Below are 26,846 nucleotides of genomic sequence, written 5' to 3' on the forward strand. Positions count from 1 at the left end.
GAACAACGCGCACCAGCCGCCGGAATTCCTGGACAGGGCGGCCACCAGGCGGTCTAACGTAGCAGTGTGCCGCGGGCGCGCAGCGCCCGTCAGCACCAGCGCCAAGTTCGGCGGCTCTTCCCATCAGATAGCGCGCAAGATCCCATTGGGGGATCATCCAGCCACTCTCGGCAGGGAGAGCGGCGCTCCTCTTCGATTCTTCCGCGTCAGTCGCCTGCGCATCGGTCAGGCCGCTATCGAGCACCGGCCGGTGCGGGGCGCGCCCGCCGGTGACGGTCGTAAAGCGCGTCGCGCCAGGCCACGAGATCAGCGTAGCGTTCCGCAAGCGCTGCGTGCCACCATGGCGCGCGCGCCGCCGGGCTCAGAGCGATGTACCGGGTATCGACCGGCGCGACGAACTGCAACGTCACGGCCATCGCCATGTCGGCGTACGTCAGGCCCTCGCCGAGCAGGTACGCGCGGTCACCGGCGAGGGCTTCCCGCAGCCCGTCGAGCTCGCGCGCGAGCGTCGCGTCCGCGACGGCGAGGGCGGCGGCGTCGATCCCGTACTTCCGCCGGAGAAACACGATCGCCAGGTCCGCTGCCGGAACCGACGCGCGTCGCACGGGTGCGGGAAGAAACGGCGGCTGCATCTCGACCTTGGCGGCGCGGTCGTGCGTGAGCCGCTCGAGGTAGAGCGCGCGGCCAGCCGCGAGCGCCGTCTCGCTACGGGCGTTCCACGCGGTGATCGCCGCGTCGTGGTCGGGCGGAAAGAGCGTCGGTCCGCGGCCGATCTGGTCCGCATGCCGCGCGATGGCGAACGAATCGGTCAGCACGCCGTGCGGCGTGACCAGCGCCGGGGTGCTGACCCTGCCGGTCGGTCGTCGCGTGCGCAGTCGCAGCAGCAGCTCACCGAGCAGCGGCACGTGCTCGCGGTAGCTGTACGCGAGGCCATGGTGGTCCAGCGCCCAGCGAGCTTTCTCGGACCAGGGAGCGAAGTGTTCGGCAATCAGCGTTCGCATGGTCCCTCAGGGAACAGAAAAAGCCCGCGCCCGTCCAGCAACGTCACGGGCCCGTGTCGTCGGGAGCGAGCTTCGCGACGTCTCGCCCGTCGGAGAGGGCGAATCGGCTGAAGAAGCTCCGCCAGTGACCCCCTCCGACGACGGCACGTTCCCGTCGAGGACGGGCGTTACGAAGAGGTAAGCGTACATGGAGGCTCGATCCTCTGGAGGGCGGCTCACAGAGTCCACGTCTCCCATGTCCGAACTATCAGTCGATTGGTCAACCGAAGCCGCCGGACCAGGTCTGTCTAGCTCGTCGCCTTTTGTGACCTCCCCCACGGAGAGTCTCACGGATCGGCTCTGCGCCGCGAGGCCCCAATGCTGTCCAGCGCCGTAGGGCAGATCCGTCTAACCCGGCGGCAATCGCCGCCTTTCCGGGGGTCGGGGCGGCGTGGAGGGGGCGCGGCGGACGCGTCGCGCCGCGCCGCGCCTGGGTGACACGGCGCGGCCGCCTCATCGGGACGTTGCCGGACACAACCCGGTCCGCTCACAACCCCGGACCGAAGGGGCCGTCGAGGGGGCTGCGGACGGCCAGGCCGCCGCGGTTCAGCACGTGGGTGTAGATCATCGTCGTGCTCACGTCGCGGTGGCCGAGGAGCTCCTGGATGGTGCGGATGTCGTAGCCGGCTTCCAGCAGGTGCGTGGCGAAGGAGTGACGCAGAGAGCGGCGGCGAGGGCCGCGCCGCCGCCCAGTTGCTCCCCTGCGTGCCGGTTCGGCAGCTCAGCCTCGCCGCGATCCAGTGGACATCGAAGCTCGGCAGACATCAAGCGCGATGGCCCGCGCTGTTTACGGCTTCTCGGGGAAGAAGTCGTCAGGGAAGACGAGCTCCTCCACCTCCTCCAGGTTCAGGTCCTTCCAGTTCCATACCCTCTGCAAGAGGCCGAAGTCGAAGGCCCAGTAGTACGCCTCGCTCCCGGAACCGAGCAAGGTGCAGCGGTAATCCATCGACGTCCCGAACCCATCCGCGTATTTTGCCTCGCTGCACGTGAAGAGAATATCGTCCTCCACCGCGCTCCAGGGCACGACCTCCTCCAACCGAAGCCGACGCCCCCTGGGCTCGCCTGCGCCGTGCGACCGGCGCCCATCCCCCAGACGATCCCGACGCGCCCCGGGACCGCCTGCGCGAACGAACTGGATGCCACGGAGCTCCCCCGCGTCCGAGAATCTCAGCTCCAGCTCCAGCTCCCGGGCCCGCCACAGGGGCAGAGAGTAGAACATGATCGTGTGGCGATAAGGCAGCTCCTCCACCAGCGCCCGCTCGGTGCGCAGCGGCTCCCCGAGGAATCGACGGTATTCGTCCGCATGACACACGCTCCCGGCGTCCGCTTCGAACAGGCGCGCGCGCGACCATCTCCTGCGCCGCGGCGACCTCCGACGCGCCAACGCCCAGCAGCCTCAGCCCTTCCGAGACGCGCTCCTTGTTACGCATACCCGACATGAGATAAACCTGAAACGCATCAACAGGCTTCATCATCCCGCCCTCCCGAGCCTCGTCACGGCGTGGCGAACACGGTGAACTCCTTGCTGATGCAGGCGCTCACCATCGACGAGAGGCCATAGAGCGCGCCCGACACGCCCGCTCGCAACGGGTCGCGGCCGTCGGTGCCGAAGAGGCTGGGCAGCACGGCCGTGCAGCCGAGCGCTACGACCCGATCGGCGAACCCGAGCACATGGGGAGAGATCCCGGGCATCTTGGTCAACACCAGGACGGCGGGTCCCTTCCCCTTCCGATACACGTCGTGCGCGACGCCGCGATGCGTGAAGCGCTCGAGCGCGAAGGTGGCCAGATCTCCCTCTGGCGTCCTGGGTTTGCTCGGTGAAATCACGACGACACTGCATCACAACAGGTGCGCGCGGTAAAGCCCTCTCCGGCGGCACCCGTCGCTCCCGCGGAGGAGCGCCTACGACGGAGTCATGGATACCGCGACGCCCTTCGCGGCGAAGGGGCGGCTCCGGCCACGGCTCGCGAGACCACGCCCGCGACGAAGCTGTATGCGGCGCTCGGTCTCGTGGCCACACCGCTCTACGTAGTAGGGCCGACAGGCGCGCGGCTCTCGGGCGGTCTCGCATCGGGTCGGGTGTTCTTTCCATGGGCGGAGCTCGGCGTGGGGGCGACGTTGCCGCGCACCGTGCCCGGAGGGGGAGCGTCGGTGAGCCTCACCTGGCTCACCGCTCGCGCCTCGCTGGCGCCGCTCGGCGCATCCCTCGGCGATCACGTCTTCGTGAGTGCTTACATGATGTTCGATGCGGGCGCGTTGCTCGCCTCGGGGGAGGGAGCCCCGGAGGTCTACAGCCGATGGCGCCCGTGGCTCGAGGCGGGCGCCGACGCACGGATGCGCGCGCTGCTCGGCGCATGGTCCTTCATGGATTGGCAGGTTGGGCCCGCGCTGCCCCTCCTTCGGGACGAGTTCTACTACGTGCACGGCGGGACGGCCTATCAAGCCCCCGCCGTGCGGCTTGACGCCGCGCTCTCCATCGGGGTGCTTTTTCCGTGATCAAACCGGGGACCTCGTGGATCGCCTGGGATGAGCCCCTCGTGATCACCACCACCGACGACGCCCCCGGCTCCACCGCCTTCCGCCTCGCTCGCCCTCCGGGCGGACTCGTGGACGCGCAGGCGCGTTCCCCCTGTGAGTCCACCGCCTGCGGTGCCCGCGAGGCGCGTCTCGAAGAGCTCGCGTCGCACCTCGAGTTCCTGTGGCGGTTCGCGTGCCGGATGGGCGTGGGCGAGGCGGCGGCCGAGGACATTGCGCAGGAAGCGTTCGTGGTGGCGGCGTCGCGCCTCGACGCGATCCTTCCCGGCAAAGAGCGCTCGTATCTCGTCTCGGTCGTGGTTCACATGGTCCGACGCGAGCGAACCCGGCGAGCACGTCACGAAGAGCTCACGGGAGAGCCCTCCGCGCCGGCGGGCGAGCAGCCGGACAGCCGCCTCGACGACGCACGCGCGCGCAGGCTGCTGGATGCGTCGCTCGAGGCGCTGGACGACCAGCTTCGCGCGGTGTTCGTGCTCCATGAGATCGAAGAAGAGACGATGGCGGACATCGCCCATCTGCTGGACTTGCCGCCAGGGACCGTGGCGTCACGACTCCGCCGCGCCCGTGAAGCGTGGAAGCGAGCGACCGATCGGTTGAAGAAGGGTCTGCCGGTGAGCGGCGGGAGGCGGCCGTGAGCGACTCGTACGACGACTTCGACCGCGCGCTGCTGCGCGCCGGGAGGACGGCGAAGGCGCCTTCCTCGCTCCGCGCGAAGGCCCTCGCGGCCGCCGCGGCGGGGACCGCGACCGCGGTCGCAACGACGAAGCTCGGCGTCGGTGCGGCCAAGGCGAGCGGGGGGATCGCGGCGCAGGCCGCTCACGCGTTCGGCCTGAAGGCGGTGGTCGTCGCGTTCATCGGCGTCACGTCGATCGCCCTCGTGCTCGGGGGCGCGTACGTGGCGACCCATCACGCGGACGCCGTCGCGCCCGCAGCCCCCGTGCGCTCGCCTCGCGCGGCCGAGGTCGGTGGGGCGGCGCCGGCAGCCATCCCACCCACGCAGGAGGAGCCCGCCCTGCCTGCAAAGGAAGAGCCCGCCGCCGCCCCTGCCGCCGAGCCCGCCCCGCGCGCAGCGGCGTCGATCAAGGACGTGGCGCCGGCGCCCCAGGGGATCAGGCTCGCGCGCCAGGTCCCCTCATCCGCTCCTGCGGTGACGGCCGTCCCCGCCGTCGACCCCCTTCCACGAGAACCCCGCGGTGAGCAGGTCGCGCCGTCCCCTGCGGCACCCACCTTCGTTCTATCGGACGAGCTCCGGCTCATCGACGCCGCGCGAGCGGCCCTCGCGCGGGGGGACGCGCCGCTCGCCCTTCGCCTCACCGCCGAGCACGCGGCGCGCTTTCCAGGGGGCAGCCTCGCCATCGAGCGCGACGTCCTCCGCGTCGACGCCCTCTTGGCCGGCGGGCGCATCGCGGAGGCCGCGTCGCACGCGTGCGCCTTCGCCGCGCGGAGCCCGCGCTCCACTCAGGCGCCGCGCATGATCAAGGTGGGTCGCTGTTCAAATACGATTCCGTGATCAAACGCGCGGGGAGAGATCGCCGGGCAGTGGAGGATTATCGACCATGCGATTCCTGAAGAGTGTACTCTCGTTGTTGTTTCCGCTCGCCCTCTCGGCCACCACGTCGGGGTGCGCCGGAGATGTGGTGATCGATGACCTCGACCCCGGCCAGCCGCTCGACCCCGATGGCTCGGGCGCGGGCGGCGCGGGCGACGTTATCCAGGGCGGCGACGTCAGCGCGACAGCGCACCTGGAGGCGGTCGCCGATGCCGCGGTCTACGGGGAACATTTTGACGACAACGGGGATGACACGAATTTCGGTTCCATTTCTTCTCTGTGGTTCAACGAGGGGATCCCCAGCCAGATCTTCCTCCGTTTCGACCTCAGGAGCGTCCCGAGCAACGTGAACGTCCTGTCCGTGCGGCTCGAGATGACGGCTCATCATAGCGAATATGGAGACAGCGTTGATACGCGTCTCGTGCTGAACGACACCTGGGACGAGTACGGGATAACGTGGAACAACCAACCGCCTATCGAAGACAAGGTGCTCGGCTCCTGGTCTGTGGGTATACTTTCTCGTTCTGCCAAGCTCTGCGTGAACGACCACGAGTTGCTCATCGCCCCCGTGCAGGAGGCGCTCGCCTCGGACCAACTCATCTCTTTCCGGCTAGATTCAACGTGTTGTGACTCGGACTACTACTCCCGCGAGTGGGACGACGTGACCAAGCGACCGCAGCTCGTCGTGGAGTACGAAGAAGAACCGTAGGTTGAACCCAGGCTCAAGGGGAGCTCTGCGGCCGATGGCTCATCGCCGAGCATGCTGCAGCGCGCGATCGCGCGACGTTCCATGTGAGCTCGACAGGGCCCGGTCCACGATCGGGCCGGTCGAGACCGACCACGCCCTCGCCCAAGTGACGGATCTCGTCGCCGGACGACTGGCGCAACGGTAAAAGCGGTGAGCTCGCCGGAATAAGCTATCGATAGCTCTCCGCGATGCGCTGCTCTCACGGCCGCCCGAGGCGACGGATCGGTCACGGCGAGTTCCCCAGGCCCGGCGCTTGACAACTGGGCCCGCGTTGGGCCCCTGCCTCCCGAGGGGGTGCTATCCATCGTCACACTCTCCCCAAATCCCGGGGCAGGCGACGGATCGCACCGGTTCGCCCCCGCGGAACAGTTCCGCCAGAACTGCCGGTTCGCTCCCCAGCCTGCGTGGCGCCTCCTGCCCGCATCAGCTCATCCGCTGTCAGGCGCCCTTCGCATGGGCTCGCGGAGCACATCAACCCTGGAAGGTTCGACGGGAAGAACTCCGCGAAACCGAAGCGACCCTGGAAGAGGACGCGCGCGCCGCTTGACGATCCGCGCTCGGATCGAATGACAAAAGGGGAGGAGATCACCGATGTCGATCGAGCTCAACCACACCATCGTCCCGGCGCACGACAAGGAGGCTGCCGCGCAGTTCTTCGCGCGCATGTTCGGACTCGCGGTGGACGCGCCGTTCGGGCCGTTCTCCCCCGTGCGCATCAACGGCGGGCTCACGCTCGACTTCGCCGACCGCGAGACGTTCGAGCCGCACCACTACGCGTTCTTCGTGGACGACGCGGAGTTCGACCGGATCTTCGAGCGCATTCAGAGCGCCGGCATCCCCTTCAGCGCCGATCCGCACGCGAACGAGATGGGCCGGATCAACCACCGGAAGGGCGGCCGCGGCTTCTACTTCCGCGATCTCGACGGGCACATCCTCGAGGTGCTGACGCGCGCGTGAGCTCGGCTTTGCGCCACCGGCCCGTTCATTCGCGCGGCCGCAGCGTCTTCATGAGGCCGTCGATCATCGGCTGGAGGCCGAACTCGAACACGCGATCGAGGTTGAAATCGTACCCGCCCGAGAGCTCGTCCAGCAGCCTGGCGAAGCTCGGATACGGCCCCGACGTCGCGATCGCCAGGAACGCGGCCCCCTGCGATTCGTTCCACTGCGCTTCGGTCATCCCCGTGGTGGCCTCGGCCTCGCGCTCCGACTCGAGGTTCACGGCGACGCCGCGAACGTAGCTGTAGAGCGTCATGTGCGCCTCGAGCCGGGTCGCCGCGTCGATCCCGGGGGCTTCCATGGCCCGCAGGATCCACTCGGCGTGCGCGATCACGTTCCGCAGCGCGACCGGCCGCGCGAGCGGCAGCACGTGCGCGAGCCATCCGTGCCGCCGGTACAGCGCCCACTGCGCGCGGGCCGCGCGGATCAGGGCCTCGCGCAGATCGCGAGGAGGCGAGCTCGGCAGCGGGTGCTCGCCGAACACCGCGTCGATCATGAGGAGCACGAGCGCGTCTTTCCCCTCCACGTACCGGTAGAGCGACATCGTCGGCACGCCGAGCTTCGCGGCGACACCGCGCATGGAGAGGGCGTCGAGCCCCTCGTCGTCGGCGAGCCGGATGGCGGCCTGCACGATCCGCTCGCGCGTCAAGGCGCCGCCTCGCTCGGACGGCTCACATGCCGCGCGAACGCTCTCGGCCACCACGTGGCCCGAGCGCGGGATCGAGCGGATGAGCCCCTCGTGGCGCAGGGTCGACAGCGCCTTGGTGGCGGTGGCGAGCGCGACGCCGAAGGAGCGGACGATCTGGCGCGTCGAAGGGATGCGATCGCCCGCACGGAGGCGCCCGGACGCGATGCGCGCGCGCAGGTCGTTCGCGATCTGCAGGTAGGGCGGTCCGTCGGCCGACTTGCGGCGGTTCGTCGACGCGCCGCGCTTCACCGGAGGCATGGTGACTGTACTAGCACAGATGGTCGGTTGAAAGCGCGCGCGACGCTGCCTGGCGCGGCGCGCGACCGCGGCTGTTATAGCCTAGAATTATGGGCCATGGCGCCACTCGTGGGGTGCCGGGCGCCGCCGCCGTCGCCATGCTCGTGCGTACGTCGTACGCGCTCGACTACGTACGTCGTACGCAACCTTCCCCCCGAGGTCCCCATGTCGAACGGCACCGTTCTCGTCTCCGGCGCAGGCATCGCAGGCCCCGCGCTCGCCTACTGGCTCTCGCGTCGCGGGTTCACCCCCACCGTGGTCGAGCGCGCCCCCGCCCTGCGGGCAGGAGGCAACGCCGTGGACTTCCGCGGGCCGACGCACCTGCGCGTCCTCGGCGAGATGGGGGTGCTCGACGCGATTCGACAGCATCAGACCCACATGCGGGATCTCGCGATGGTGGACGAGACCGGCCGGCGCCTCGTCACGCTCCCCGCGGCGTTCGCGAGCGGCGACGTGGAGATCGAGCGCGGCGACCTCAGCCGCATCCTCCACGAGGCCGCGAAGGACGCGGCCGAGTTCGTGTTCGGCGACAGCATCGCCTCGCTCACCGACACGCCCGACGGCGTCGACGTCACGTTCGAACGCGGCCGGCCGAGGCGCTTCGACCTGGTCGTGGGCGCCGACGGGCTGCACTCCCGCGTGCGCGCGCTCGCGTTCGGCGACGAGTCGAGGTTCCTGCGCTTCCACGGCCATTACGTGGCGACGTTCGCCGCGCCGAACCACCTCGGCCTCGATCACCAGGGCCTCATCTTCAGCGAGCCGGGGCGGGCCGCCAGCATCGCGAGCGCCCGCCGCCCCGAGGAGGCGACGGCGCTCCTGATGTTCGCCTCCAGGCCGCTCGGCCACGATCCGCGCGACGTGGCGCAGCACAAGGCGATCCTCGCCGAGCGTTTTGCGGGGATGGGGTGGGAGGTGCCGCGTCTGCTCGAGGCGATGAGGCAGAGTCCGAGTCTGTATTTCGACGCCGTGGGGTGGATCGACATGGATCGCACTTCGCGCGGTCGCGTCGTGCTCCTGGGCGACGCCGGCTACGGCGGCACCCTCGGCGGACAGGGGACCGGGCTCGCCGTGGTCTGCGCGTACGTGCTCGCGGGTGAGCTCGCCGTCGCGAAGGGAGACCACCGCGCCGCGTTCCAGCGCTACGAAGCGCGGATCCGTCGATATGCCCGGCGCTGCCAGCAGGGGGCGAAGCACGTCGGCTCGTTCTTCGCACCGCCGACCCGCGTGCAGCTCGCGCTGCGCAACGCGATGTACCGGGCGCTCACGTCGCGCCCGCTCTCCCGCTGGTTCGAGAAGATGGTCACGAGCGCCGCCAGCGACCTCGTGCTCCCCGCGTACCCGGCGTGACCTCCTCGCCGTGCCTCGATCGCGTGGGCTCGTTTCCGCGGCGCAATCCAGCGGTGTTTGCGAGCAGCAAGTCGAGCACCTGCTGCGCGCGCTCACGCGCGACCGGCACGTGGACACCGCGACCGTGCGCGGCGAGGCCGTCGCCCACCCAGACGCGGGTCTCGCCCTCTCGCGTGAGCTCCTTGACGTGCGCCACGTTGATCAGCCAGTTGCGATGCACACGCGCGAAGGACCGCCCGAAGGACGACTCGATGGCCGCCAGCGAGAGGTCGATGTCGAAGGCGCCGTGGGAGGTGTGCACCTGCGTCAAGCGCTCCGCGGCCTCGAACGCCCAGACCTCGTCTCGGTCGAACAGCACGAGGCCCTTGTTCCGCCGCGCGGCGATCCGCAGCGGACCCGCGCGCTCCGGCCGCGGGTCGCGCGCCCGCAGCCTCTTCAGGCACTGCTCGACACGTTGCTCGGTGAAGGGCTTCAGGAGGTAGTCGGAGACGCCGAGATCGTAGGCCTCGAGCGCATGCGTGTGGAACGCGGTCGCGAGCACGAGCAACGGAGCGCCCGGCAGCGCCGCGAGCTCGCGCGCGACGTCGAGCCCCTCGTTGCGACCGCCGGAGAGGCGCACGTCGAGGAACACCACATCGAAGGCGTGGCGCCCTTCTCCGAGGAGGATCTGCCGTGCTTCTTCCGCGGACGACACGGCGCCCGCGACCTGCGCGAGGTTCGAGCCATCGAGGAGCTCGACGAGGTAGTCGCGCGCCGCCCACTCGTCCTCGACGACGAGCGTGCGTAGCTTCGCGTCGCTCACCGTGCTCATGCCGTCGCTCCTCGAGTCATCAGCACCTCGACGACCGCAGCGGTTCCTTCGCTCGACGACGAGAGGCGCAGCTGTGAACCAGGGCACCTCAGCTGGAGTCGCCGACGCACGGTGTGGAGGCCGAGCGCGCCCGAGCGCGGCTCGTTCGCCGAGAGACCGGGCCCGTTGTCCGTCACGGTACATACGAGCTTCGATGACGTGCCGGCCTCATGGATCGCCGCCCGCACGGTCACCCGTCCGCCGCCCGCGCGACACAGCGCGCCGTGCTGGACCGCGTTCTCCACCAGGGGTTGCAGCAAGAGCCGCGGCAGCAGCACGCCGCCGACGTCGGCCGGAATGTCCCAGTCGAAGCGCAGGGCGTCACGGTGGCGTGACTCGAGGATCTCCGCATAGCGCCTGAGCCACGTGATCTCCTGGTCCAGCGGCTGCATCTCGTCCTCCCCTTGCAGCGAGCCCCGGAGCAGGTCTCCGAGTGACCCGATCAAGCGCCGCGCCTCGCGCGGATCCTGCACGACGAGCCCCGCGATCGTGTTGAGCGTGTTGAGGAGGAAGTGCGGCTCGAGCTGTGAGCGCAAGCGCGCGAGCTCCGCCGAGACCCGGAGTTGCTCCGCCTCGAGGCGGAGCTTCTCCGTCTCGAGCGCGCGGCGCTGGGCTTGTTCGGTCACGTGCGGGGACACGAAGACGAGCCCCCAGATGCCGGCGAGCACGAGGCCCATCATGGCGCCGAACCCCGCGACGAGCGGTGGGGAGAGCGGCCCCTTCTCGTCGAGCTCGACGCCGACGAGCCCCTCGAAGACGAGCACGAACGCGAGCGCGAACAGGGCCCCGACGACGACCGCCCCGAGGAGGCTCACGACCAGCAACCTCGTCGGGCTGAAACGGCGTTCGACGCCGCGCTCGAAGGCGGCGGTGAGGGCGAGCAGCACCACCGGCGCCGCGACCAGCCAGAGCGAGAAGCTGATGACGATGCTCGCGATGTGCTCCTCGCCGCCGAGATCAGGGGCGGTCTGGAGCACCCCGACGCCGATGGCCGAGGCCATGCCGAGGAGCCAACGTCGCCGGGTATGGAGGGTCAGCGGCGCGCGCGAAGCAGAGCCTTCCATGAAGGAAAGCTACCATTCGGGGAGACGGTCCACAACGTTCGCCGCTCGCACGATGAAGCGAAGAAGGCCCGCGACCGAGCGCTCACCGGCTCGTGCGCGAGGAGCGACGGCTCGTCGGAACCAACACCCGGCTCGTCGGAAGTGCACGGCAGAGCCGCGCGCCAGATGGGAGAGCTGAGAACCCCAGCCAACCCATCACTCCCACTCGCTCAGACGGACGAACCATGACCCAACACACACTCCGCAGAGAGCGCGAGCCGTCCGGCGGCTCGCGTCCAGGCCGGCTCGTGACCCGCCCTTGGCATTGGGCCGCAGTCGTGCTGATGGCGACGAGCGCCTGTGGCACGAGCAGCGCGAGCAGAGAGGACCTCACGGGAGAGCAGCTCTTCAGCACGCCCTTCCCGCGCTCCAACGGCCGCTCGTGCGCCACCTGCCACGTACCGGAGGACAACTTCACGCTCACCCCCGACCACGTGGCGCGGCTGCTGGAGACGAACCCGGACGACCCGCTGTTCAACGCGATCGACGCCGACGACCCCACGGCCGAAAAGCTCACATTCGAACACCTGAAAAAGGGCCTCGTGCGCGTGTGGCTCACATTGCCCGACAACGTGGACCTGATAGACGATGACGGCAACGTGATCACCCCCGGGGATCGCAAGCTCTTCGTGTGGCGCGGAGTGCCCTCCATCGCTGACTCGGCGTTGACTGCGCCTTTTCAGCTGGATGGACGTATGAAGACGCTCGAAGATCAAGCCCAGGGAGCCATCACCGGGCACAGCGAAGGCGGCGAGGCTCCCCGGAGCGAGCTCGAGCGCATCGCCGCGTTCGAGCGCGATGTCTTCTCCTCGAACCGGGCGCGCAGCGTCGCGGAGGTTCTCGCCGGCGGCGGTGCCCCGGAGAGCGCGCCCGACGTGGAGGACGAGCTCGATCTCACTCCAACGGAGGAGCGGGGACGAGAGGTTTACAAGGCCATATGCGCGGCGTGCCACGGGGGCGGCAACCAGGCGACCATCGTGGATCGGGATATCCACGATCTGGCCTTCCCGGTCATCAAACCCGACGGAACCGTGCTTTATGAAGTGCCAGCGACAGATCCCCCGACCCCGGTGCTCGCCGCTCAACCCAGGAACGAATTTCTTAATATTGGGTCGGCATACGAAACATTCATGGGCCAGCTGGACCCTGATTCGCATGTCTTTACGAGGGATGTGAGCTTTCCACGTTACCGGTATCGGTTCTACACGGACGATTCTCGAAGGGAGATAGCCGCGGACCTGCCTCCGACTCCCCCGCCGGGCTTCGATGACGATCCGGGCGGCGATGGCGACCCCGCGGGCCTCAATGACGATCTGGACAGCGATGGCAACCCCGTCGCGGGGCCGAACTTCGGGCTACAACTTTTCTCCGCCGATCCGGGTCGCTCCATGATCACCGGGAGCCCCAACGACTTCGAGGCATTTGACGTACCGACATTGCGTGGAATAGGGAAAACTGCTCCCTACTTCCACGACAATGCCGCGGACACCCTGGAGAGGGTTGTTGACGTCTACAGCGACCACCTGCTCTCCAGGTTCCCATCCCTCACCCTGCCTGGGGAGAAGGAGCCGGACGATGATGGGGATATCGGCCCTCCCGAGGCGTTGACCGCCGATCAGAAAAGCGACCTGGTGGCCTTTCTGAAGCGGCTGTGAGAGCCAGCCGACGCTCGCGGTGGACGATCTCGACCTCGCGGCCTTCATGTGCGTGAAGACGGTCGAGACGCTGACGCACACGGCGGTGGTGAACGACGGCGCCTACGTCGCCGGCCCGAGGATGAAGACGTTCCTCGACGAGACGACGCGTCTCGTGGCCGGCTACCTCACGGGCACGTGATCCGGCGCGCGCCATCCTGGCGCGCTCGAAGCACGCGGATCAGGAGCGCCCGGAGGGCGGCGTGTGCCCGCGGCGCGTCTCGCCGTGGCGTGAAGGCGGCGCCCTTCGAGGCGCGCCGCCCGCGCGGTGAGCCCCTTATTCGCCGCGCTCCGTGCGCGCCGCCTCGTCGAGGAAGCGCTCCATGCGGCTCCGCATCTCCGACAGTTCGCTCCTGAGGTACGCGACGTCCGCCTCCCACGCGGGGCGGGGGGGCCCATGCGCGTCTTCCTCGACGGAAGAGCGAATGAGCTTGGCGTAGCGGTCCACCTGCTCCTCGAGCTGCCCTTCGCGGAACGGGCCGTCGAGCAGGCCCCGGACCGCGCTCCGGTAGCCCGCGAGGTCCTGGCGAAGGGCGCTGAACAGCACGTCGCAGCCGGGCACGCGCAGCTGCGCTCTGCCTTCGAGGACCGGGACGTCTTCGGGGCACATCTCCGGCGTCTCCGTCCAGTGAGCCGCCCCGCCGAAGAAGCGCCAGCTGCCCAGGCTCAAGGTGTTGTCGAGATCCCACGGAACGACGCGGAACGTGCCCGACGAGGGCTCTTCGTAGACGAAGTAGTTGTGGTTCGCGGCGGAGCCGTCCTCGTCGACGTAGAAGGTGGTGATCCCGTCCCAGTTCAAGATGGCGTCATCGACGGCCAGGTAGCGCTGGAGCTCCTCGACATCCATCCATGTCGACAGGGCGGCGAGGCGCTCCGCGCCCTCGGTGGACGCGAGGTCCTCCGCGAACGCGATGAAGCGCTCGTGCGTGGCCTCCTCTTCGTTCGTCTTGATCTTCCCGGCATAGTAAGCGGAGTCGGTCGAGACCGGCCAGGCTGCTTCGTAGAGGCTGCCGTCGGGATCCTCGGGAAACTGGTTTTCCGTGAAGCGGCCGTCGGCGTCCTCCACCATCGAGAAGAGGCCGAGCGGCTCGCCGTTCACGTGCAGCGTGGCCCACGCGCTCCTCGGGGCGGCCACGCCCATGTCCCTGTAGAGATCATAGGCGAGCCGCTCGTGGAGCTTCGTGGGGTCGCGGATCATGGAATGGAAGTTCAGGCGCTTCTGCCGGAAGAAGCGCTGTCCGTCGACATACTCGTCGAATCTCACCTTCATGCTGAGCTTCGGGCAGGGGAGCTCTTGCTGCTCCTCGACGCACATCTCGAGGGTGCCGTAGCCGCCCTTGAAGCGCAGGCCCACGAGGCCCAGGCTGCTGCCCCTGTAGCAGGCCTCCGCCTCGACGTACTCCTCCTCGATCGGGTTGGCCTGGAGGTCCGCCCAGGTCTCGTCGCGAAGCCGGAAGTCGAAGCGCGGGACGTCGCTGGCCGCGTACAGCGCGCTCGGGTCGCCGTCGGCCACCGCGGCGTCCGGCGGATAACACGGCAGCGTCGCTCCCTGCCCGCCGTTCTCGATCTCTTCGCCCCCACAGCCCGCGCCCAGCGTGGAGAGCGCCAGCGCGAGCAAGAGGCAATACGTTCGTTTCATCAGCCGCTCCTTGCGGGCGGCGAGCCTAGTCGCGGCGTTCGCGCCTGTCGACGCTCGGCGTTCGCGCGTCGCGCCAGGACGGCTGTCGCTGAGCGCCTCGATCCGGCGGAAGCGCGTGCGCCGCAAGCTGCCTCGCTGTCTGCCCGAGCTGCCGGTCTCGCGTCTCCAGGGCGCGTGGCTTGCTCACCGAGCTCGGCGAGCCCACCGATGTTCAAGCGCGCTCACCCGACCGAGGGCCGCCGCTCAGCGCGCGTCGGTGAGGTCGAGGCCGCCCGGGAGGACGACGAAAAAGACGCTCTCCTCCTCGGCGTATCCGTCGTGGCTCTCGCCCGGCGCGGTCCAGAGGTAGTCGCCTGGCGAGAGCACCCGCTCGCCGATCCGAAGCCTCCCCGAGACGAGGTACGTCTCTTCGCCGCCGGGGTGGTCGTGGCGCCGCGCGTGCGCCCCCTTCGCCATGCGAACGAGCACCGTCAGCCCTTTGCCGCCGTCGTGGCGGCGCAGGAAGCTGAACTGGATGCCGGGCGCGACGGTCTCGAACGACTGATCTTGCTGCTGGTGGAAGGTCGTCGTGTTCATGAACCCACTATGATCGTCGCCTCGGTATGTGAGAAGCTCATGTTTCGCATGATTTCATGAGAGCAGCTCATGTCCCAGATGCTCGAGATCCGCCACCTCCGCCTCGTCCGCGCCATCGCCGAAGAGGGCGGGCCCACGCGCGCCGCGGCGCGCCTTCACCTGACCCAGTCCGCCGTGAGCCATCAGCTCGCCGAGCTCGAAGGCCGCCTCGGGGTCGTCCTGTTCACGCGCGTCCGGCGCCGGCTCAAGCTCACCCCGGCCGGCGCGCGGCTGCTCGACGCCGCGCGCACGATGCTCGTCGATCTGGCGCGTATCGAGCGGGACCTGCAGTACGCCGGATCGCGCAGGCACGAGGTCTTCCGCATCGCCGTCGAGTGCTTCACCACGTACTACTGGCTCCCGCCGGTCCTCTCGGCGCTCGCGAAGGACCATCCGCATGTCGACGTGCGCATCGTGCTCGAGGCGCGGCGCGAGCCCGTCGCCGCGCTCCTCCGCGGCGAGATCGAGCTCGCCATCGTGAGCTCGCCGGTGCGCGATCGCGCGCTCGTCGTCGAGCCGCTCTTCGACGACGAGTGGACGGTTATCGTCTCACCGTCGCATCCGCTCGCCGCGCGTCCGTACGTCACCGCGATCGAGCTCGGTCACGAGAAGCTCCTCACCGTCGACGCCCCGCGGAGCGACGTCGAGCGCCTTCGGGAGCTCATCGCCAGCGAGCGCGCGCCAATGCCGCTCGCCGCGCGCGTGCCGCTCACCGACGCGCTCGTGGATCTGGTCAAGGCCGGTCTCGGCGTCGGGCTCGTCTCCCGCTGGGCCGTCGCGCCGAACATCGCGCGCGGCGAGGTCGCCGCGCGCCGCCTCACCCGCGACGGCCTCCCGGAGCAGTGGGCGGCCGTCTACAGGCGCGACGCGGCTGCGCGCTTTCCGCTCGCGCGCTTCGTCGAGCTCTTTCGCGCGCCGTCGTCCCTCATCACCCCTTCACGCGCGCGCCAGCGACGGTCCCGTTGACGATGGCCTGTCGAGGACGCCCCGATGTCGGACGTCCTCGTAGGCCCAGCGGCCCAGCGCCTCCCGGAACCAGCAACCAGCCCGGGGAACGCGGCGTCACGAGATGAGAGGAGTGGAGGCATAGAGGATACGGAGGGGCGAGCAAAGAAACTCCGTGTCCTCTGTGGCTCTGGAGCTCGATTTGCCGGCTCTTCATGGGAACTCGGGCCGAATGACTTGGGTAAGCTGAGCTGAGGACAGAACGAGGCATCGCGACGCGCGCGGTCCCGCTACTTCGGTTCGCCGTGCCACACTTCCTGGTATCGTGCCCGGATGAACGAGGACGAAGAGCTTCGCGAGTCCGAGAACCTCGAGGAGATCGTCCGCGCGGCGGCGGGCGACGCGGCGGTGCGCGTGACCGACGGAGAGAGCGTCGACGACGTGCGCGATTACGGCCGGGTCCTCGACGCGCTCGACGCGATCTCGGGCGGCGTGCTCGGTGTCACCACGCGCCGCTTCGAGGAGGGCGCGACGCGCACGATCGTGCTCGAGCGGGGCGCGCGAGCGGCGATCGAGCTCCGCCTGGAGGGCGATACCGACTGGATCGACCATCCGGCGCTCGTCGAGCAGCTCGATCGCGCGCTCGAGGCGGACGGCGCGTCGGGCCGCTTCTATGCGTTCTGTTCGCGATCGTGGGGACAGGAGGTCGGCTTCGCCTACCTGCCGAAAGCCGAGGGCCAGCGCATTGCGGAGCTCGTCGCGGCCCGGGAGGAGATCGCGATCTTCGAGGACTTCTTCCCCAAGGGGCGCCAGACCGTCGACGAGGACTGAGTCGGCGCGCCCACCGATGTTCCAGCGCGCTCACCCAACCGAGGGCCGCCGTGCTGTGGAAGAGCACCGTCCTGCGCCGCAAGGCGCTCGGGGACGCCGCGTAGCCGCAAGAACATCCCGTGCCAGACCAATGCCCGGAGGGCGACGTGTGCCCGCGGCACGTCGATGCGCCCTTCGTCGCGCTCGACTAGAGCACGGATCACATTGATCAAGCGAGAGATGAACCGCCAAGCGCGCCAAGGACGCCAAGAAAAACACAAAACCCTTGGCGTCTTATGGCGCCTTGGCGGTTCGAATTTCTGCTCGTTTCAGGCGGTTTCAGCCCGTCAGTCGCTCTAGCGCGGGACCTCGGGGATGAACTCGGCGCCCAGGCGGAAGATCAGGAAGTCCTTGGTGACGTTGCCGCTGCCACCGGCGGGCCACAGGAAGGGACTGCCGGCGCTGCGGTCCGGATCCCACTCGTACCACATCCACCGAGCCTCCTCGTCGATGTCGCAGACGATGGAGAACTCATTGCCGGGCTCCGGAACCGAGCGCTCCGTGTCGTTCGTCTCTCCGAATGCGACATGCCCGTGCGCAGACGCCTCGGTGGTCACCCAGCCGGCGCTGGTCGTCTGCGGGTCGAGCTCACCGCTGTTGCAGCGCGCGATATGCTGGTTGATGGTCTCCAGCGTCGGCCCGTGCGAGCCGAGGTCGTAGTCCTCGCCCGTCGCGCAGACCTCCCACGCGCCGTCGCCGGTGAAGACGGGAGCGGCCCCCTCGCGGAAGAACTGGCCGATCACGCCCTGTGTCGTGGACTTGTCGGCGTACGTGATGATGTAGAGATAATGCCCGGCGTTCGCGGACGCCGCCGGCACGGTGTACGACTCCGGCCCGTTGCCGATGGGACAGGAGAAGATCTTCCCGGCGAGGGTGTTCTCGATGCCCCCGAAATAGTTCAGGAGCCCGTCGCCGGTCCCGTAGCCGAAGCCGTACGCATTGTCGGCCGTGATGATCACGCTCACCGCGGTCGAGAGCCCGGTCCCTCCGCCGACGCCGGCGATCTCACCGAGACCGTTCTCGTCCTCCCCGCCCGCGCCCCCGTTGCGGCTTGATCCGCCTCAGCCCTTGTTCCCCGCTCGCCGCTCGAACCGCAGCCTGAGCACCTCGTCCTCGAGCTCGTTCGCGATCGCCATCGCCCGCCGCCGCGCCTCCGCGCCCTCGTCGCCGCCCACGATCCGCGCCAGCATGTTCAGCGCCATCGCGCGCATCCGCATGTGCCCGCCGTCCCCCGCGTGCCGGCACGCCTCGCGCGCGAGCGCGGCGCCTTCCTCGGGGAAACCCTGCTTCCACCTCGCATACGCCAGCCCGTTCGCCCGCCGCGACCGCGCGAAGGCCGGACCGTCCTCCGGGATGCGCCGGTAAAGCGCCTCCGCGGCCGCCGGATCCGGCTGCTTGCCGCCCCAGGAGCGGTTCCGCTCGAAGGCGCGTTGATCGATCCACCGGGCGAACAGGCAGGCTCGGTCGCAGGCGGGCATCCGCAGCTCGAAGAGCGGCTCGATCTCGTCGAGCAGGCCGGGCACGCGCGCGACGTCATCACGGCTCGCCACGAAGGCCTCTGTGAGCAGGGCCTCCACCCGCGCCTCGGGCGGGGCCTTTCCGAGCAGCGGCCGGATGCGGGCGAGGTGCGTCTTTCCGGCCTCGCGGTCGTCGCCGCGCAGCACGCAGGTGGCGTGGGCGAGGGCGAGGAAGACGTGGGAGGTCGGATCCTCGCTCACCGGCGGTCGATCCCAGAGGCGCAAGAGGTCCTGGGCGAGGGGCAGGGGCAGGTCGGTGAACCGCGAGTGATAGGCGCCCATCCAGCGGGCGCGCTCGGTGAGCGCGTCCGGCAAGCCGAAGGCCGCGAGCGCGCGCGCCCCCCACGTCCCGCCGTCCCGCTGGCCGCGCGTCCGCAGCCGGCGCAGGGCGCGCTCGATCGAGTACACGTCGTCCTCGTAGCCGCGCAGGGAGGAGAGCCGCTCGGCGACCGCGGTCAAGGAGCCGTGCTGCGCGACGAGCCAGGCGACGTAATCCTCCCAGGAAAAGCCCGCGGGAGCGGCCTGTCCGGTTTCGTGTCCGGGCATTTTCTTCGCGCGGATCCTATCAAGGTCCAGCAGAGAGGAGGACGGACATGGGAAAGGAACCTGCGTTTTTCCTGGTGATCGATCTGGAGGCGACGTGCGACGAGGAGGGCCGCATCCCCGAGCGCATCATGGAGATCATCGAGATCGGCGCGGTCCTCGTGGACGGCGCGACGCTCGAGCCCGTGAGCGAGCTCGCCACCTTCGTGCGCCCGGTCATCCGGCCGAAGCTCACGGAGTTCTGCACGAAGCTCACCACGATCACGCAAGCAGACGTCGACGCCGCGCCCACGTTCCCCGAAGCCGTCGCGGCGCTCGGGCGCTTCGTCGGCCAGCGGGAGGCGCTCTTCTGCTCGTGGGGCGATTACGACCGCAAGCAGTTCGAGATCGACGCGGCCCGCTGGGGCGTGCCCCTGCCGCTGCAGGGGCACATGAACATCAAGAAGCGCTTCTCCGCGGCGCTCGGGGTGACCCAGCGCTACGGCATGGCGAGCGCGCTCGAGCGGCTCGGGCTCCCGCTCCACGGGACACACCACCGCGGGATCGACGACGCGCGCAACATCGCACGTATCCTGCCTTACGCGATTGGCCGCGTGCCGATCCCCGAGGCAGGGCCCGCGGGGTGAGCGCCTCGCTGGGGCTTCGGGGCTGTGTCACCCCTCGCGCGCCACGCGGATCGCCTCCGCGATGCCGGCGGAGGTGAGCTCGGGGTCCTTCAGGAGCGTCGCCGCCCAGGTCGCGAGCTCGCCGGTCGTCCGGAAGACGTTGGGCGCCCGCCCCGTCTGCAGCAGCATCATGATGGAGCGGACCGAGGCGGCGATGAACCCCTCCGACTCGACGAGCGTGGCCGTGCCCCTGAGGTTCCGGGAAGGGGAGCTCGCCGCCCGCCGCATCGCGGCCCGGCTCGCCTCGTCCGGCGGCAGGGTGTGCTCAAGGGGGAGGACGACGACGAAGACCGCGCCGTACGGCTGGTCCGCCGACCAGCGAGCGAAGAGCTCTCGCGAGCGATCGATGCCGGTCGCGGTGGCCTCGCCCCGCCAGACCAGCAGCATGAGCCGCCGCCACACCGCCACCACGTACCTGTCCGTGCGCTCGAGTAGCTCGGCCGTCATCGGAGGAGGACGGACCGTTATCATTGTGGCGTATTGTCGTTCCGCCGGGGGGATGGTCGTCAAGCCCATGCCGATTATTCGGCGCTCGCCGGGCCCGGCGGACGCGGTTACGCCGGGAGCCCGTCCCTGTCCAGCCGCTCCAGCCGCTCCAGCCACACTTGATGGCCGCCCGGCGTCGCGCCAATCGGCCGCCGGCAGCGCCCGCTCGGCCGCGGTCCCGCTCAGCGTCTCGAGCAGCGGGAAGCGCGTGGCCGGGCTCACCATCCTGGGCCGGGCGCCTTGGTGAGCCGGCTTTGGTGTGCGGCGTACCAGCGGCGGCGGACCTCCGGCGCCGCCGGGGGCGAGCGATGAACAGGATGTGATGAGCGGTGCGCGATGAGCTGCGCCGGGCGCCTGACACCCACCCGCACGCGAGCCCGCATGCGAGACCAAGAGCCACATAAAAAGCTCACGCGGCAAAAAAAGGATCTAGACAGGCGAAGCGAGGAATCGTTATCTTGAAAAATGGTCCCGTGCGCACTCTGCATCAAATCTCGTCAGACACTCCCGCGTACCTGATCCGATCGTGTTCGTCCCTCGGCCTCCGCGAAGGGTCGGCGAGGGCTGCTGATCCGGCTGAGCGTCGCGGCGCGCCGCCGCCGCGCGCGCCGCCGCCGCGCGCGCCGCGCGGGGCACGCCGCGACCCGCGGACCGCGAGCTGCGCGCTGGCCATCGATATCGATGAAACCTCGATGCGCTCGATGCGCTCGATGCGCTCGATGCGCTCGATGCGACAGACCACGCTCGTCTCTGCGTTCCTCCCCACAGATCGTGAGACGACGCGAGACGACGCGAGACGCCCAAAAACGTCACCGAACGACCCAAAATTGTCACTGCGCAACTCGATGTATTTTTCTGATCTGTCTTCAAAAAGATCTGGACACCTTCGTAGTCGAGTTGCTATCTTGAACACTGTCACCTTGCGCATCCGCCCTCTGATCGAAGCACAAGCACCCGCGTACTTGATCCGATCCTGATCAGCCCGCGGGGGCTCATTCCGACCGGAGCCCGCGAAACCGACCTCGCCTGACCCGTGTGTCATGGTGCCTGCTATTCGGATGACGCTCCAGCAATGGTTCACCCGTGAGGACCTCGAGGAGCTACCAATGAAGCAGATCGCAATCGCATCTTCTGCCGCGCTCGCCACGCTGTTCATCACCGCCACCAGCCTCGCCAACACGACCGCTCCGTCTCCCACGTGCACCGTGATCAAGCGGGGTGTCCTGGGCGACATCTACAACGCCGAGATCTGGAGCCTCGCCCCGAGCTACCACGTCCCGTCCCCGTTCGAGGTCAACACCGGGTTCTCCAGCTCGGTCGGAGAGAAGCGCGCCCTGTTCCGCTTCGATCTCAGCCCCATCCCCGCCGGCTCTCTCGTCACGTCGGCCACGTTCTACGCCCTGACGTACACGAGCACCGCGAAGACCGTGTACGTCCACCAGGTGCTCGCCCCCTGGAGCGAGCCGCTCGTCACGTGGAACAACTTCGGCGGCATGGATCCCGCCGCGTTCACCTCGTTCGTGCCCAACGTCACCGGGTGGACCACCGTCGACCTCACCGGGATGGTGCAGCAGTGGGTGAGCGGGACGGCGCCGAGCTATGGGATCCTCCTGGAGGAGGGCGCCAGCGGGAAGACGTCGTACAAGGGCAGCGCCCACACCGAGATGGGTTACCGCCCTCTCCTCGAGGTCTGTTACACGGTGCCGAAGGGCTCGATCGGCGACAAGGTGTGGTTCGACGCGAACGCGGACGGCATCGAGGACGCCTCCGAGCTCGGCATCTCCGGCGTCGTCGTCGACCTCTTCGGCGACGCGAACTGCGACGGCGTCGCCGACGGCGCCCTGCGCCAGACGGCCGTGACCGGCGCGAACGGCGTCTACCGCTTCACCGAGCTCGAGGCGGGCTGTTACGTCGTCGACGTCGACGACGCGACGCTCCCGCTCGGCCATATCCTGACCAGCGACGACGAGCCGCTCGGCGTGTCCCTCGACGTGGGTGAGAACGTCGCCAACGCCGACTTCGGCTACGTGACGTACTCGTCGATCGGTGACACGGTGTGGCTCGACAGCGACGCCGACGGGCTCTACGAGCCGGAGACCGGCGAGCTCGGCGTCAACGGCGTCCGTGTCGAGCTGTTCCAGGGGGCCCAGCTGGTCGACTTCACCATCACCGGCACGAGCCCCTACACCGGTCAGCCCGGCTTCTACCTCTTCGACACGCTCCCGGCGGGCACCTACTCGGTGGTCATCACGCCCGACAACTTCATGACGAGCGGTCCGCTCGCTGGGCAGGAGCCGACGGCCGATCCCGATGGCGGGCTCGACAACGTGGGCGTGGTCTCGCTCGGCTGGGCACAGGACCTGCTCGACGCGGACTTCGGTTACCAGCTCTCCTGCGGCAACGGCGTCTGCGGCGGCGACGAGAGCTGTTCCACCTGCGCCGTCGACTGCGGCGTCTGCCCGCCCCAGTGCGGCAACGGCACCTGCGAGGCCGGCGAGGACTGCGGGAGCTGCAGTTCCGACTGCGACGTCTGCCCGCCCGCCTGCGGCGACGGCACCTGCAACGGCAGCGAGAGCTGCGGCACCTGCGCGGACGACTGCGGCACCTGCCCGCCGGTCTGTGGTAACGGCACCTGCGAGGCCGGCGAGGACTGCGGCAGCTGCTCGGACGACTGCGGCGCCTGCCCCGCGGTCTGCGGCAACAACGTCTGCGAGAACGGCGAGGACTGCTCGACCTGCACCGGCGACTGCGGCGCTTGCCCCGCGGTCCCCGGCAACGGCGTCTGCGAGGCCGGCGAGAACTGCTTCGAGGTCCCGAGCGACTGCGGCATCTGCCCGCCGGTCTGCGGCAGCGGCGTCTGCGAGGCCGGTGAGACCTGCTCGAGCTGCGCGGCCGACTGCGGCGAGTGCCCGCCGGTCTGCGGCGATGGCGTCTGCAAGGCCGGCTCCGAGGACTGCTCGAGCTGCGCGGCCGACTGCGGCGCCTGCCAGTGCGCCTCCCCCGGCACCGGCACCCCCGGGTACTGGAAGAACCACGAGAGCGCCTGGAAGGTCTCGCAGCTGACCATCGGTGGCAAGACCTATACGAAGTCCCAGCTCCTCGACATCATCAGCCGTCCGACCAAGGGTGACGTCACGTACATCATCGCGAAGCACCTCATCGTCGCCAAGCTCAACGTCGGTATCGGCAACCAGTCGAGCTGCATCGAGGACACCATCGCCGCGGCCGACGCCTGGCTCAAGAAGTACCCGCTCGGCAGCAACGTGAAGGAGAGCACCAGCCGGAACGCGCCCTGGACGACCGGCAAGCCCCTGGCCGAGACGCTCGACGCGTACAACAACGGCCTCCTCTGCGCCCCGCACCGTGACTGACCGACGCTCGGCCGATACCCGGTGATCGGCCAGCACGACGAGATCTCCCCCGAGGCCAGCGCCCGCCCCGAGCGAACCGCCTCAAGCGCGACCTGCGCTGGCCCCTCCCCCTCTCCTCGGCCGCTTCCCCTCCTGCGCCGCTCCCTCCCCGAGTTCCTCCTCACCGAACGTCCTGGTCCGCGATCGGCAGCCTCATCGCTCGATCGCTCCGCAACCAGCAGCCCATGCGAGGCGTGCCTCTTCATCCTTGATGCCTTTCATCGAGGAGGAGGCGACCCTGAGGTCGAGCGCTTCAGGAGATGGCGGCCTTCGACGGCCGTGTCGCTCACTTCTCCAGGTTGCGCTTGGAGAAGGTGTCGTCGCTGATGGCCTCGTTCACCTTCACCTTCTTGCGCGTGAGCGTGGTGGTGAGGTTCTTTGTGTGGTCCACCATCTTGAGGGTGCCGGGGGTGCAGACGTCGCCGTCGCAGGAGTAGCCGGTGCGGGTCTCGGTCTTCACCAGCTTGCCCTCGGTCTTGTAATACCTGATCTCGCTGGGGACGTTCTTGTCCTTCGTGATCGTCATCTCGATCTTGGCGTAGGAGGTCGCCTGGCCGCTCCTGGGCGTGAGCGTGAGCTTGACCTCCTTGTCGCTGGAGGAGCTGACGGCCGGCGTGTAGCTGCCGTACTTCTGGGTGGCCAGGTCTCCCTGGCTGAAGGCCATGCCGAAGGCGCTCTGATCGCTCGTGTGGCTGGCGATGCGGCGGACTTTGCCGAAGGACGGCAGATAGACGTACATCTCGGTAGGGGAGAGGATGAGGACCTTGGTGCCTTTGAGGTCGGCGGGAGCCGTGAACTCGGCGAGGCGCTTCTCGCCCTTCATCCACACGTTGATGCCGACGGTCTTGTCGGGTCTGCCGCTCTCCGTCGTCTTGGCCTCGTACTCGAAGTAGAGCGTCTTGGCCTTGTTCATGGCCGCTTCGGTCGCTGCCAGGGCCTTGTCGGCGGCGTCGTCGGCCAGCGCGGCGGGGGCGTGCGAGAGACCGAGCGCGACCGTGGTGGCGAGGATGGAAACGAAGCGCGAGAACCTCATCGGGACCTCGGAGAGCTGGGGGGCCCGCCGCTTGCCGGGGCGGAGCCGCCGTCGTTGATCAGGGCAGTGGAGCTCGGGGCGGTGGCCCCGAGTTCGAACAGAGCGGAGGCGCCCTCGGCATCATAGAAACATGGCGTCCGCAAGGTCAATCCTGCTGTTCCCGCACCTGCCGGCCGTGGCCGCGCAACCGGACACGTCGGAGGAGGTGGGAGCGGACGCCTCCGTGAAAGACGAGCACGGCCGGCGGACGGGAGGGATCCGTCTTGACACCGCGTTTCATGGAAGGCGCCTCCAGCCTCATCACGCGCGGCGTTCGTTGCCCCAGGTCGCCATCCCGCAGCCCCAGGTGCTGAGCAGGAAAACGAGAGCCGCACATCGCGTCACGCCAATGGACCCCGTGCAGCTGCAGAAAGGCTCGCTTGCATCATGGTGTCAGTGGCCATCTCGGTGACGTCGAGCTCTCGCTCCTCGAGCGAAGCCTGCTTGTGACGCCCTCTCACCAAGGCACGACGGCTCGCGCCCCCCGGTGGTGCCGCGAGCCACCACCAGACATGGAGGCGCGCCCCTCCAGCCCCGCGTCCCTCGCGCCGCGCCGCGGCCAGGATCTCGGCTGAAGCAGCCTCTCCCGCTCGCCCGGCTCCCCCCGTCGGCCCTGGTACGGCTCATGCGAGTGTCCGCCTGGTACCGGCACGAAAGAAGCCGCGCGACGCTCGCTGCAACGACCAAGGAGATACGATGCTGCCCACGAACACGACCCGCAAGACCCGCTCCCTCGTCATGTCCCTCACGATGGCCGCCGGCCTCGCCATCACCGCGTTCTCGCCCCCTGCGGCGGCCGGGCCGCTGCCGACGCTGTCCGGATGGGGCGTGCGCGGCCATGCCAGCTTCATGGGCTCGGTGAGCCAGCAGGTCGACGGCTCGCTCAGGGGGCATTTCACGATCATCATCCACAATCCCGGCGAAGACCCCGTCACCTGCCGCTACCTGCGCTTCCGTCCCCATACCGTGAGCGGCGGAAGCTGGAGCTTCGATGGCCATGGCACGTGCTGGACCTCGGGCGGCGCGTTCGCTGCGGCGAACCGCTTCACCTTCTCTGACCTGGGCAGCCCAGGCGCGGGCGTCGACGCCGTCGACGTGAACTACTACGGCGCGGTCGGCGTCTCGATCCCCGGCGGCTTCTTCGATGACGGCGATATCGTCTACACGCCTTGAGGAGGCAGCTCACCCCGCCGTCGCTTCGAGCTCGCCGAGGATGAAGACCGCCGCGACCGCCGGCTCGAAGAGCTCGGCGCGCACGGCGCGGTACTGCGGGTCGGCGAAGAACCGCTCCCGCGCCGCGCGGTCGGGGAACAGCAGGGTGAAGACGCGGTTGATCCGCTCATCCCCCTTCAGCACGCGCGCCACCACGAAATCGTGGCCGAACGCGCCGCCGTAGGACAACAGGATCGGCATCATGCTGGCGCGGTAGCGGGCGTAGGACGTCTCGTCCGCCAGCTGGAGCCCCACCAGGAGCACGTGTTGCCGGCCCTCAGCGCCCATGAGAGTAGCCTCCATCCACGTCGAGCGTCGTGCCTGTCACGAAGCCGGCCCTGGCCAGGAACAGCGCCGCTTCCGTCGTGTCCCGCACCTCGCCGACGCGCTGCAGCGGGTGGATCGAGGCCAGCGAATCGGCGCCTTCGCCGATGAGCGGCGTGCGGATGATGCCGGGCGCCAGCGTGTTCACGCGGATGTTGTGGGCGGCGAGCTCGGCGGCCAGCGAGACGGTGAGCGCGTGGACGCCGCCTTTGCTGGCCATGGCGGCCGAGGCCGGCATCCGCGCCATGGCCTGCTGGACGAGCACCGTGCCGATATTGATGATCGAGCCCCCGCCGCCCTCGATCATCAGCGGCACCGCCGCCTGCGTCATCAGGAACGTCCCCTTCACGTTGGTGGTGAAGAACCGCTCCAGGTCCTCCTCCGTGCTCTCGAGGAACGGCTTCACGCCGAAGATCCCGGCGTTGTTGATGAGCACGTCGACGCCGCCGAAGCGCTCGCGCGCGGCCGCGGCGACGGCCCGCGCCGTGGCCCGATCCCCCACGTGGCCCGGCACGGCGACGACGCGCGCCCCGCCGTCGAGGCTCCGCCGCGCCTGCTCGAGCTTCTCCGGGTCGCGGCCGTTCATGACGACGCTCGATCCCTCGGCCAGGAAGCTCCTGGCAAGGTCGAGGCCGATACCGCTGCTGGCGCCTGTGATGATGACGCGATCGATCCTGGTGGACATGGAGTGTCGTTCCTTT

Annotated in this window: 27 protein-coding genes and 2 pseudogenes; 13 read left to right on the plus strand and 16 right to left on the minus strand. The window is 69.1% G+C overall.

From position 1 onward, the window contains the following. Positions 1–233: 233 nt before the first annotated feature. The 4 genes and pseudogenes from WME82_RS05515 to WME82_RS05530 form a co-directional block, all read right to left on the minus strand. A complete protein-coding gene (locus WME82_RS05515) occupies positions 234–1,001 on the minus strand; it encodes a glutathione S-transferase family protein (protein WP_438041958.1) in 768 nt (255 codons plus the stop codon). 526 nt (positions 1,002–1,527) lie between these two features. After that, positions 1,528–1,737: pseudogene (locus WME82_RS05520) on the minus strand (tyrosine-type recombinase/integrase); the annotation flags it as partial. Between the two features lie 90 nt (positions 1,738–1,827). Continuing rightward, positions 1,828–2,064: a hypothetical protein gene (locus WME82_RS05525; protein ID WP_438041959.1), complete on the minus strand. Its 237-nt coding sequence runs from the start codon at positions 2,062–2,064 to the stop codon at positions 1,828–1,830. A gap of 470 nt (positions 2,065–2,534) precedes the next feature. Beyond that, a complete protein-coding gene (locus tag WME82_RS05530) occupies positions 2,535–2,867 on the minus strand; it encodes a hypothetical protein (protein WP_438041960.1) in 333 nt (110 codons plus the stop codon). A 183-nt stretch (positions 2,868–3,050) separates the two neighbouring features. Here WME82_RS05530 and WME82_RS05535 point away from each other — a divergent pair, with 183 nt between their 5' ends. From WME82_RS05535 to WME82_RS05555, 5 genes are all read left to right on the plus strand, one after another. Beyond that, the gene (locus tag WME82_RS05535; RefSeq protein WP_438041961.1) at positions 3,051–3,536 is read left to right on the plus strand and encodes a hypothetical protein; all 486 of its coding nucleotides are present in this window, start codon (positions 3,051–3,053) and stop codon (positions 3,534–3,536) included. A gap of 41 nt (positions 3,537–3,577) precedes the next feature. Next, positions 3,578–4,210 (plus strand): RNA polymerase sigma factor, encoded by a 633-nt coding sequence (locus tag WME82_RS05540; protein ID WP_438041962.1) that lies wholly within the window; start codon positions 3,578–3,580, stop codon positions 4,208–4,210. Then, positions 4,207–5,085: a hypothetical protein gene (locus tag WME82_RS05545; RefSeq protein WP_438041963.1), complete on the plus strand. Its 879-nt coding sequence runs from the start codon at positions 4,207–4,209 to the stop codon at positions 5,083–5,085. Before WME82_RS05540 ends, WME82_RS05545 begins: the two co-directional genes overlap by 4 nt. Positions 5,086–5,131: 46 nt before the next feature. Further along, positions 5,132–5,833 (plus strand): CBM96 family carbohydrate-binding protein, encoded by a 702-nt coding sequence (locus tag WME82_RS05550; protein WP_438041964.1) that lies wholly within the window; start codon positions 5,132–5,134, stop codon positions 5,831–5,833. A gap of 630 nt (positions 5,834–6,463) precedes the next feature. After that, a complete protein-coding gene (locus tag WME82_RS05555; protein ID WP_438041965.1) occupies positions 6,464–6,829 on the plus strand; it encodes a VOC family protein in 366 nt (121 codons plus the stop codon). A 25-nt stretch (positions 6,830–6,854) separates the two neighbouring features. Here the strand turns inward: WME82_RS05555 and WME82_RS05560 are convergent, their stop codons facing one another. Beyond that, a complete protein-coding gene (locus tag WME82_RS05560) occupies positions 6,855–7,814 on the minus strand; it encodes a TetR/AcrR family transcriptional regulator C-terminal domain-containing protein (protein WP_438041966.1) in 960 nt (319 codons plus the stop codon). A gap of 204 nt (positions 7,815–8,018) precedes the next feature. Between WME82_RS05560 and WME82_RS05565 the strand changes: the two genes are divergently transcribed. Continuing rightward, a complete protein-coding gene (locus tag WME82_RS05565) occupies positions 8,019–9,200 on the plus strand; it encodes an FAD-dependent monooxygenase (RefSeq protein ID WP_438041967.1) in 1,182 nt (393 codons plus the stop codon). On the opposite strand, the gene WME82_RS05570 is transcribed toward WME82_RS05565, so the two are convergent. Continuing rightward, the gene (locus tag WME82_RS05570) at positions 9,154–10,011 is read right to left on the minus strand and encodes a LytR/AlgR family response regulator transcription factor (protein ID WP_438041968.1); all 858 of its coding nucleotides are present in this window, start codon (positions 10,009–10,011) and stop codon (positions 9,154–9,156) included. The two genes, WME82_RS05565 and WME82_RS05570, sit on opposite strands and share 47 nt — an antisense overlap. Further along, entirely contained in the window at positions 10,008–11,051 is a 1,044-nt protein-coding gene (locus tag WME82_RS05575; protein ID WP_438041969.1) for a sensor histidine kinase, read from the minus strand. Before WME82_RS05575 ends, WME82_RS05570 begins: the two co-directional genes overlap by 4 nt. 386 nt (positions 11,052–11,437) lie before the next feature. Here WME82_RS05575 and WME82_RS05580 point away from each other — a divergent pair, with 386 nt between their 5' ends. Continuing rightward, on the plus strand, positions 11,438–12,808 hold the full coding sequence (locus tag WME82_RS05580; protein ID WP_438044861.1) for a cytochrome c peroxidase: 1,371 nt from the start codon (positions 11,438–11,440) through the stop codon (positions 12,806–12,808). A gap of 16 nt (positions 12,809–12,824) precedes the next feature. Continuing rightward, a pseudogene (locus tag WME82_RS05585) lies at positions 12,825–12,989 on the plus strand (TetR/AcrR family transcriptional regulator); the annotation flags it as partial. Between the two features lie 135 nt (positions 12,990–13,124). Here WME82_RS05585 and WME82_RS05590 read toward each other — a convergent pair. Beyond that, the gene (locus WME82_RS05590) at positions 13,125–14,486 is read right to left on the minus strand and encodes a CotH kinase family protein (protein WP_438041970.1); all 1,362 of its coding nucleotides are present in this window, start codon (positions 14,484–14,486) and stop codon (positions 13,125–13,127) included. A gap of 243 nt (positions 14,487–14,729) precedes the next feature. Beyond that, a complete protein-coding gene (locus WME82_RS05595) occupies positions 14,730–15,062 on the minus strand; it encodes a cupin domain-containing protein (RefSeq protein ID WP_438041971.1) in 333 nt (110 codons plus the stop codon). Positions 15,063–15,131: 69 nt separating this feature from the next. On the opposite strand from WME82_RS05595, the gene WME82_RS05600 reads away from it, so the two are divergent. Together WME82_RS05600 and WME82_RS05605 are read left to right on the plus strand one after the other, a co-directional pair. Next, positions 15,132–16,067 carry a LysR family transcriptional regulator gene (locus WME82_RS05600; protein ID WP_438041972.1) on the plus strand — a complete coding sequence of 312 codons (936 nt, stop codon included), beginning with the start codon at positions 15,132–15,134 and terminating at the stop codon, positions 16,065–16,067. 312 nt (positions 16,068–16,379) lie between these two features. Next, positions 16,380–16,877 carry a hypothetical protein gene (locus WME82_RS05605; protein ID WP_438041973.1) on the plus strand — a complete coding sequence of 166 codons (498 nt, stop codon included), beginning with the start codon at positions 16,380–16,382 and terminating at the stop codon, positions 16,875–16,877. A gap of 335 nt (positions 16,878–17,212) precedes the next feature. Here WME82_RS05605 and WME82_RS05610 read toward each other — a convergent pair whose 3' ends face one another. Both WME82_RS05610 and WME82_RS05615 read right to left on the minus strand, forming a co-directional pair. After that, positions 17,213–17,881: a hypothetical protein gene (locus WME82_RS05610; protein ID WP_438041974.1), complete on the minus strand. Its 669-nt coding sequence runs from the start codon at positions 17,879–17,881 to the stop codon at positions 17,213–17,215. Between the two features lie 96 nt (positions 17,882–17,977). Further along, entirely contained in the window at positions 17,978–18,979 is a 1,002-nt protein-coding gene (locus tag WME82_RS05615) for a hypothetical protein (RefSeq protein WP_438041975.1), read from the minus strand. Positions 18,980–19,026: 47 nt separating this feature from the next. Between WME82_RS05615 and WME82_RS05620 the strand changes: the two genes are divergently transcribed. Next, positions 19,027–19,602, plus strand: a complete 576-nt coding sequence (locus WME82_RS05620; RefSeq protein WP_438041976.1) for an exonuclease domain-containing protein — start codon at positions 19,027–19,029, stop codon at positions 19,600–19,602. Between the two features lie 27 nt (positions 19,603–19,629). Here WME82_RS05620 and WME82_RS05625 read toward each other — a convergent pair whose 3' ends face one another. Continuing rightward, complete coding sequence (locus tag WME82_RS05625) at positions 19,630–20,088, minus strand: hypothetical protein (RefSeq protein WP_437298060.1); 459 nt, start codon at positions 20,086–20,088, stop codon at positions 19,630–19,632. A gap of 526 nt (positions 20,089–20,614) precedes the next feature. Continuing rightward, positions 20,615–21,055, minus strand: coding sequence for a hypothetical protein (locus tag WME82_RS05630; RefSeq protein WP_438041977.1), 441 nt, complete (start codon positions 21,053–21,055; stop codon positions 20,615–20,617). Positions 21,056–21,233: 178 nt separating this feature from the next. Here WME82_RS05630 and WME82_RS05635 point away from each other — a divergent pair, with 178 nt between their 5' ends. After that, complete coding sequence (locus WME82_RS05635; RefSeq protein WP_438041978.1) at positions 21,234–23,498, plus strand: SdrD B-like domain-containing protein; 2,265 nt, start codon at positions 21,234–21,236, stop codon at positions 23,496–23,498. 325 nt (positions 23,499–23,823) lie between these two features. On the opposite strand, the gene WME82_RS05640 is transcribed toward WME82_RS05635, so the two are convergent. Next, positions 23,824–24,570: an outer membrane lipoprotein-sorting protein gene (locus WME82_RS05640; protein WP_438041979.1), complete on the minus strand. Its 747-nt coding sequence runs from the start codon at positions 24,568–24,570 to the stop codon at positions 23,824–23,826. A 735-nt stretch (positions 24,571–25,305) separates the two neighbouring features. On the opposite strand from WME82_RS05640, the gene WME82_RS05645 reads away from it, so the two are divergent. Next, a complete protein-coding gene (locus WME82_RS05645; RefSeq protein ID WP_438041980.1) occupies positions 25,306–25,782 on the plus strand; it encodes a hypothetical protein in 477 nt (158 codons plus the stop codon). Between the two features lie 9 nt (positions 25,783–25,791). On the opposite strand, the gene WME82_RS05650 is transcribed toward WME82_RS05645, so the two are convergent. Both WME82_RS05650 and WME82_RS05655 read right to left on the minus strand, forming a co-directional pair. Beyond that, entirely contained in the window at positions 25,792–26,109 is a 318-nt protein-coding gene (locus WME82_RS05650; RefSeq protein ID WP_438041981.1) for a DUF1330 domain-containing protein, read from the minus strand. Continuing rightward, positions 26,099–26,830: an SDR family NAD(P)-dependent oxidoreductase gene (locus WME82_RS05655; RefSeq protein WP_437298067.1), complete on the minus strand. Its 732-nt coding sequence runs from the start codon at positions 26,828–26,830 to the stop codon at positions 26,099–26,101. Before WME82_RS05655 ends, WME82_RS05650 begins: the two co-directional genes overlap by 11 nt. Between the last annotated feature and the right edge of the window lie 16 nt (positions 26,831–26,846).

The organism is Sorangium sp. So ce128 (assembly GCF_051525245.1).
GTDB lineage: Bacteria > Myxococcota_A > Polyangia > Polyangiales > Polyangiaceae > Sorangium > Sorangium cellulosum_B.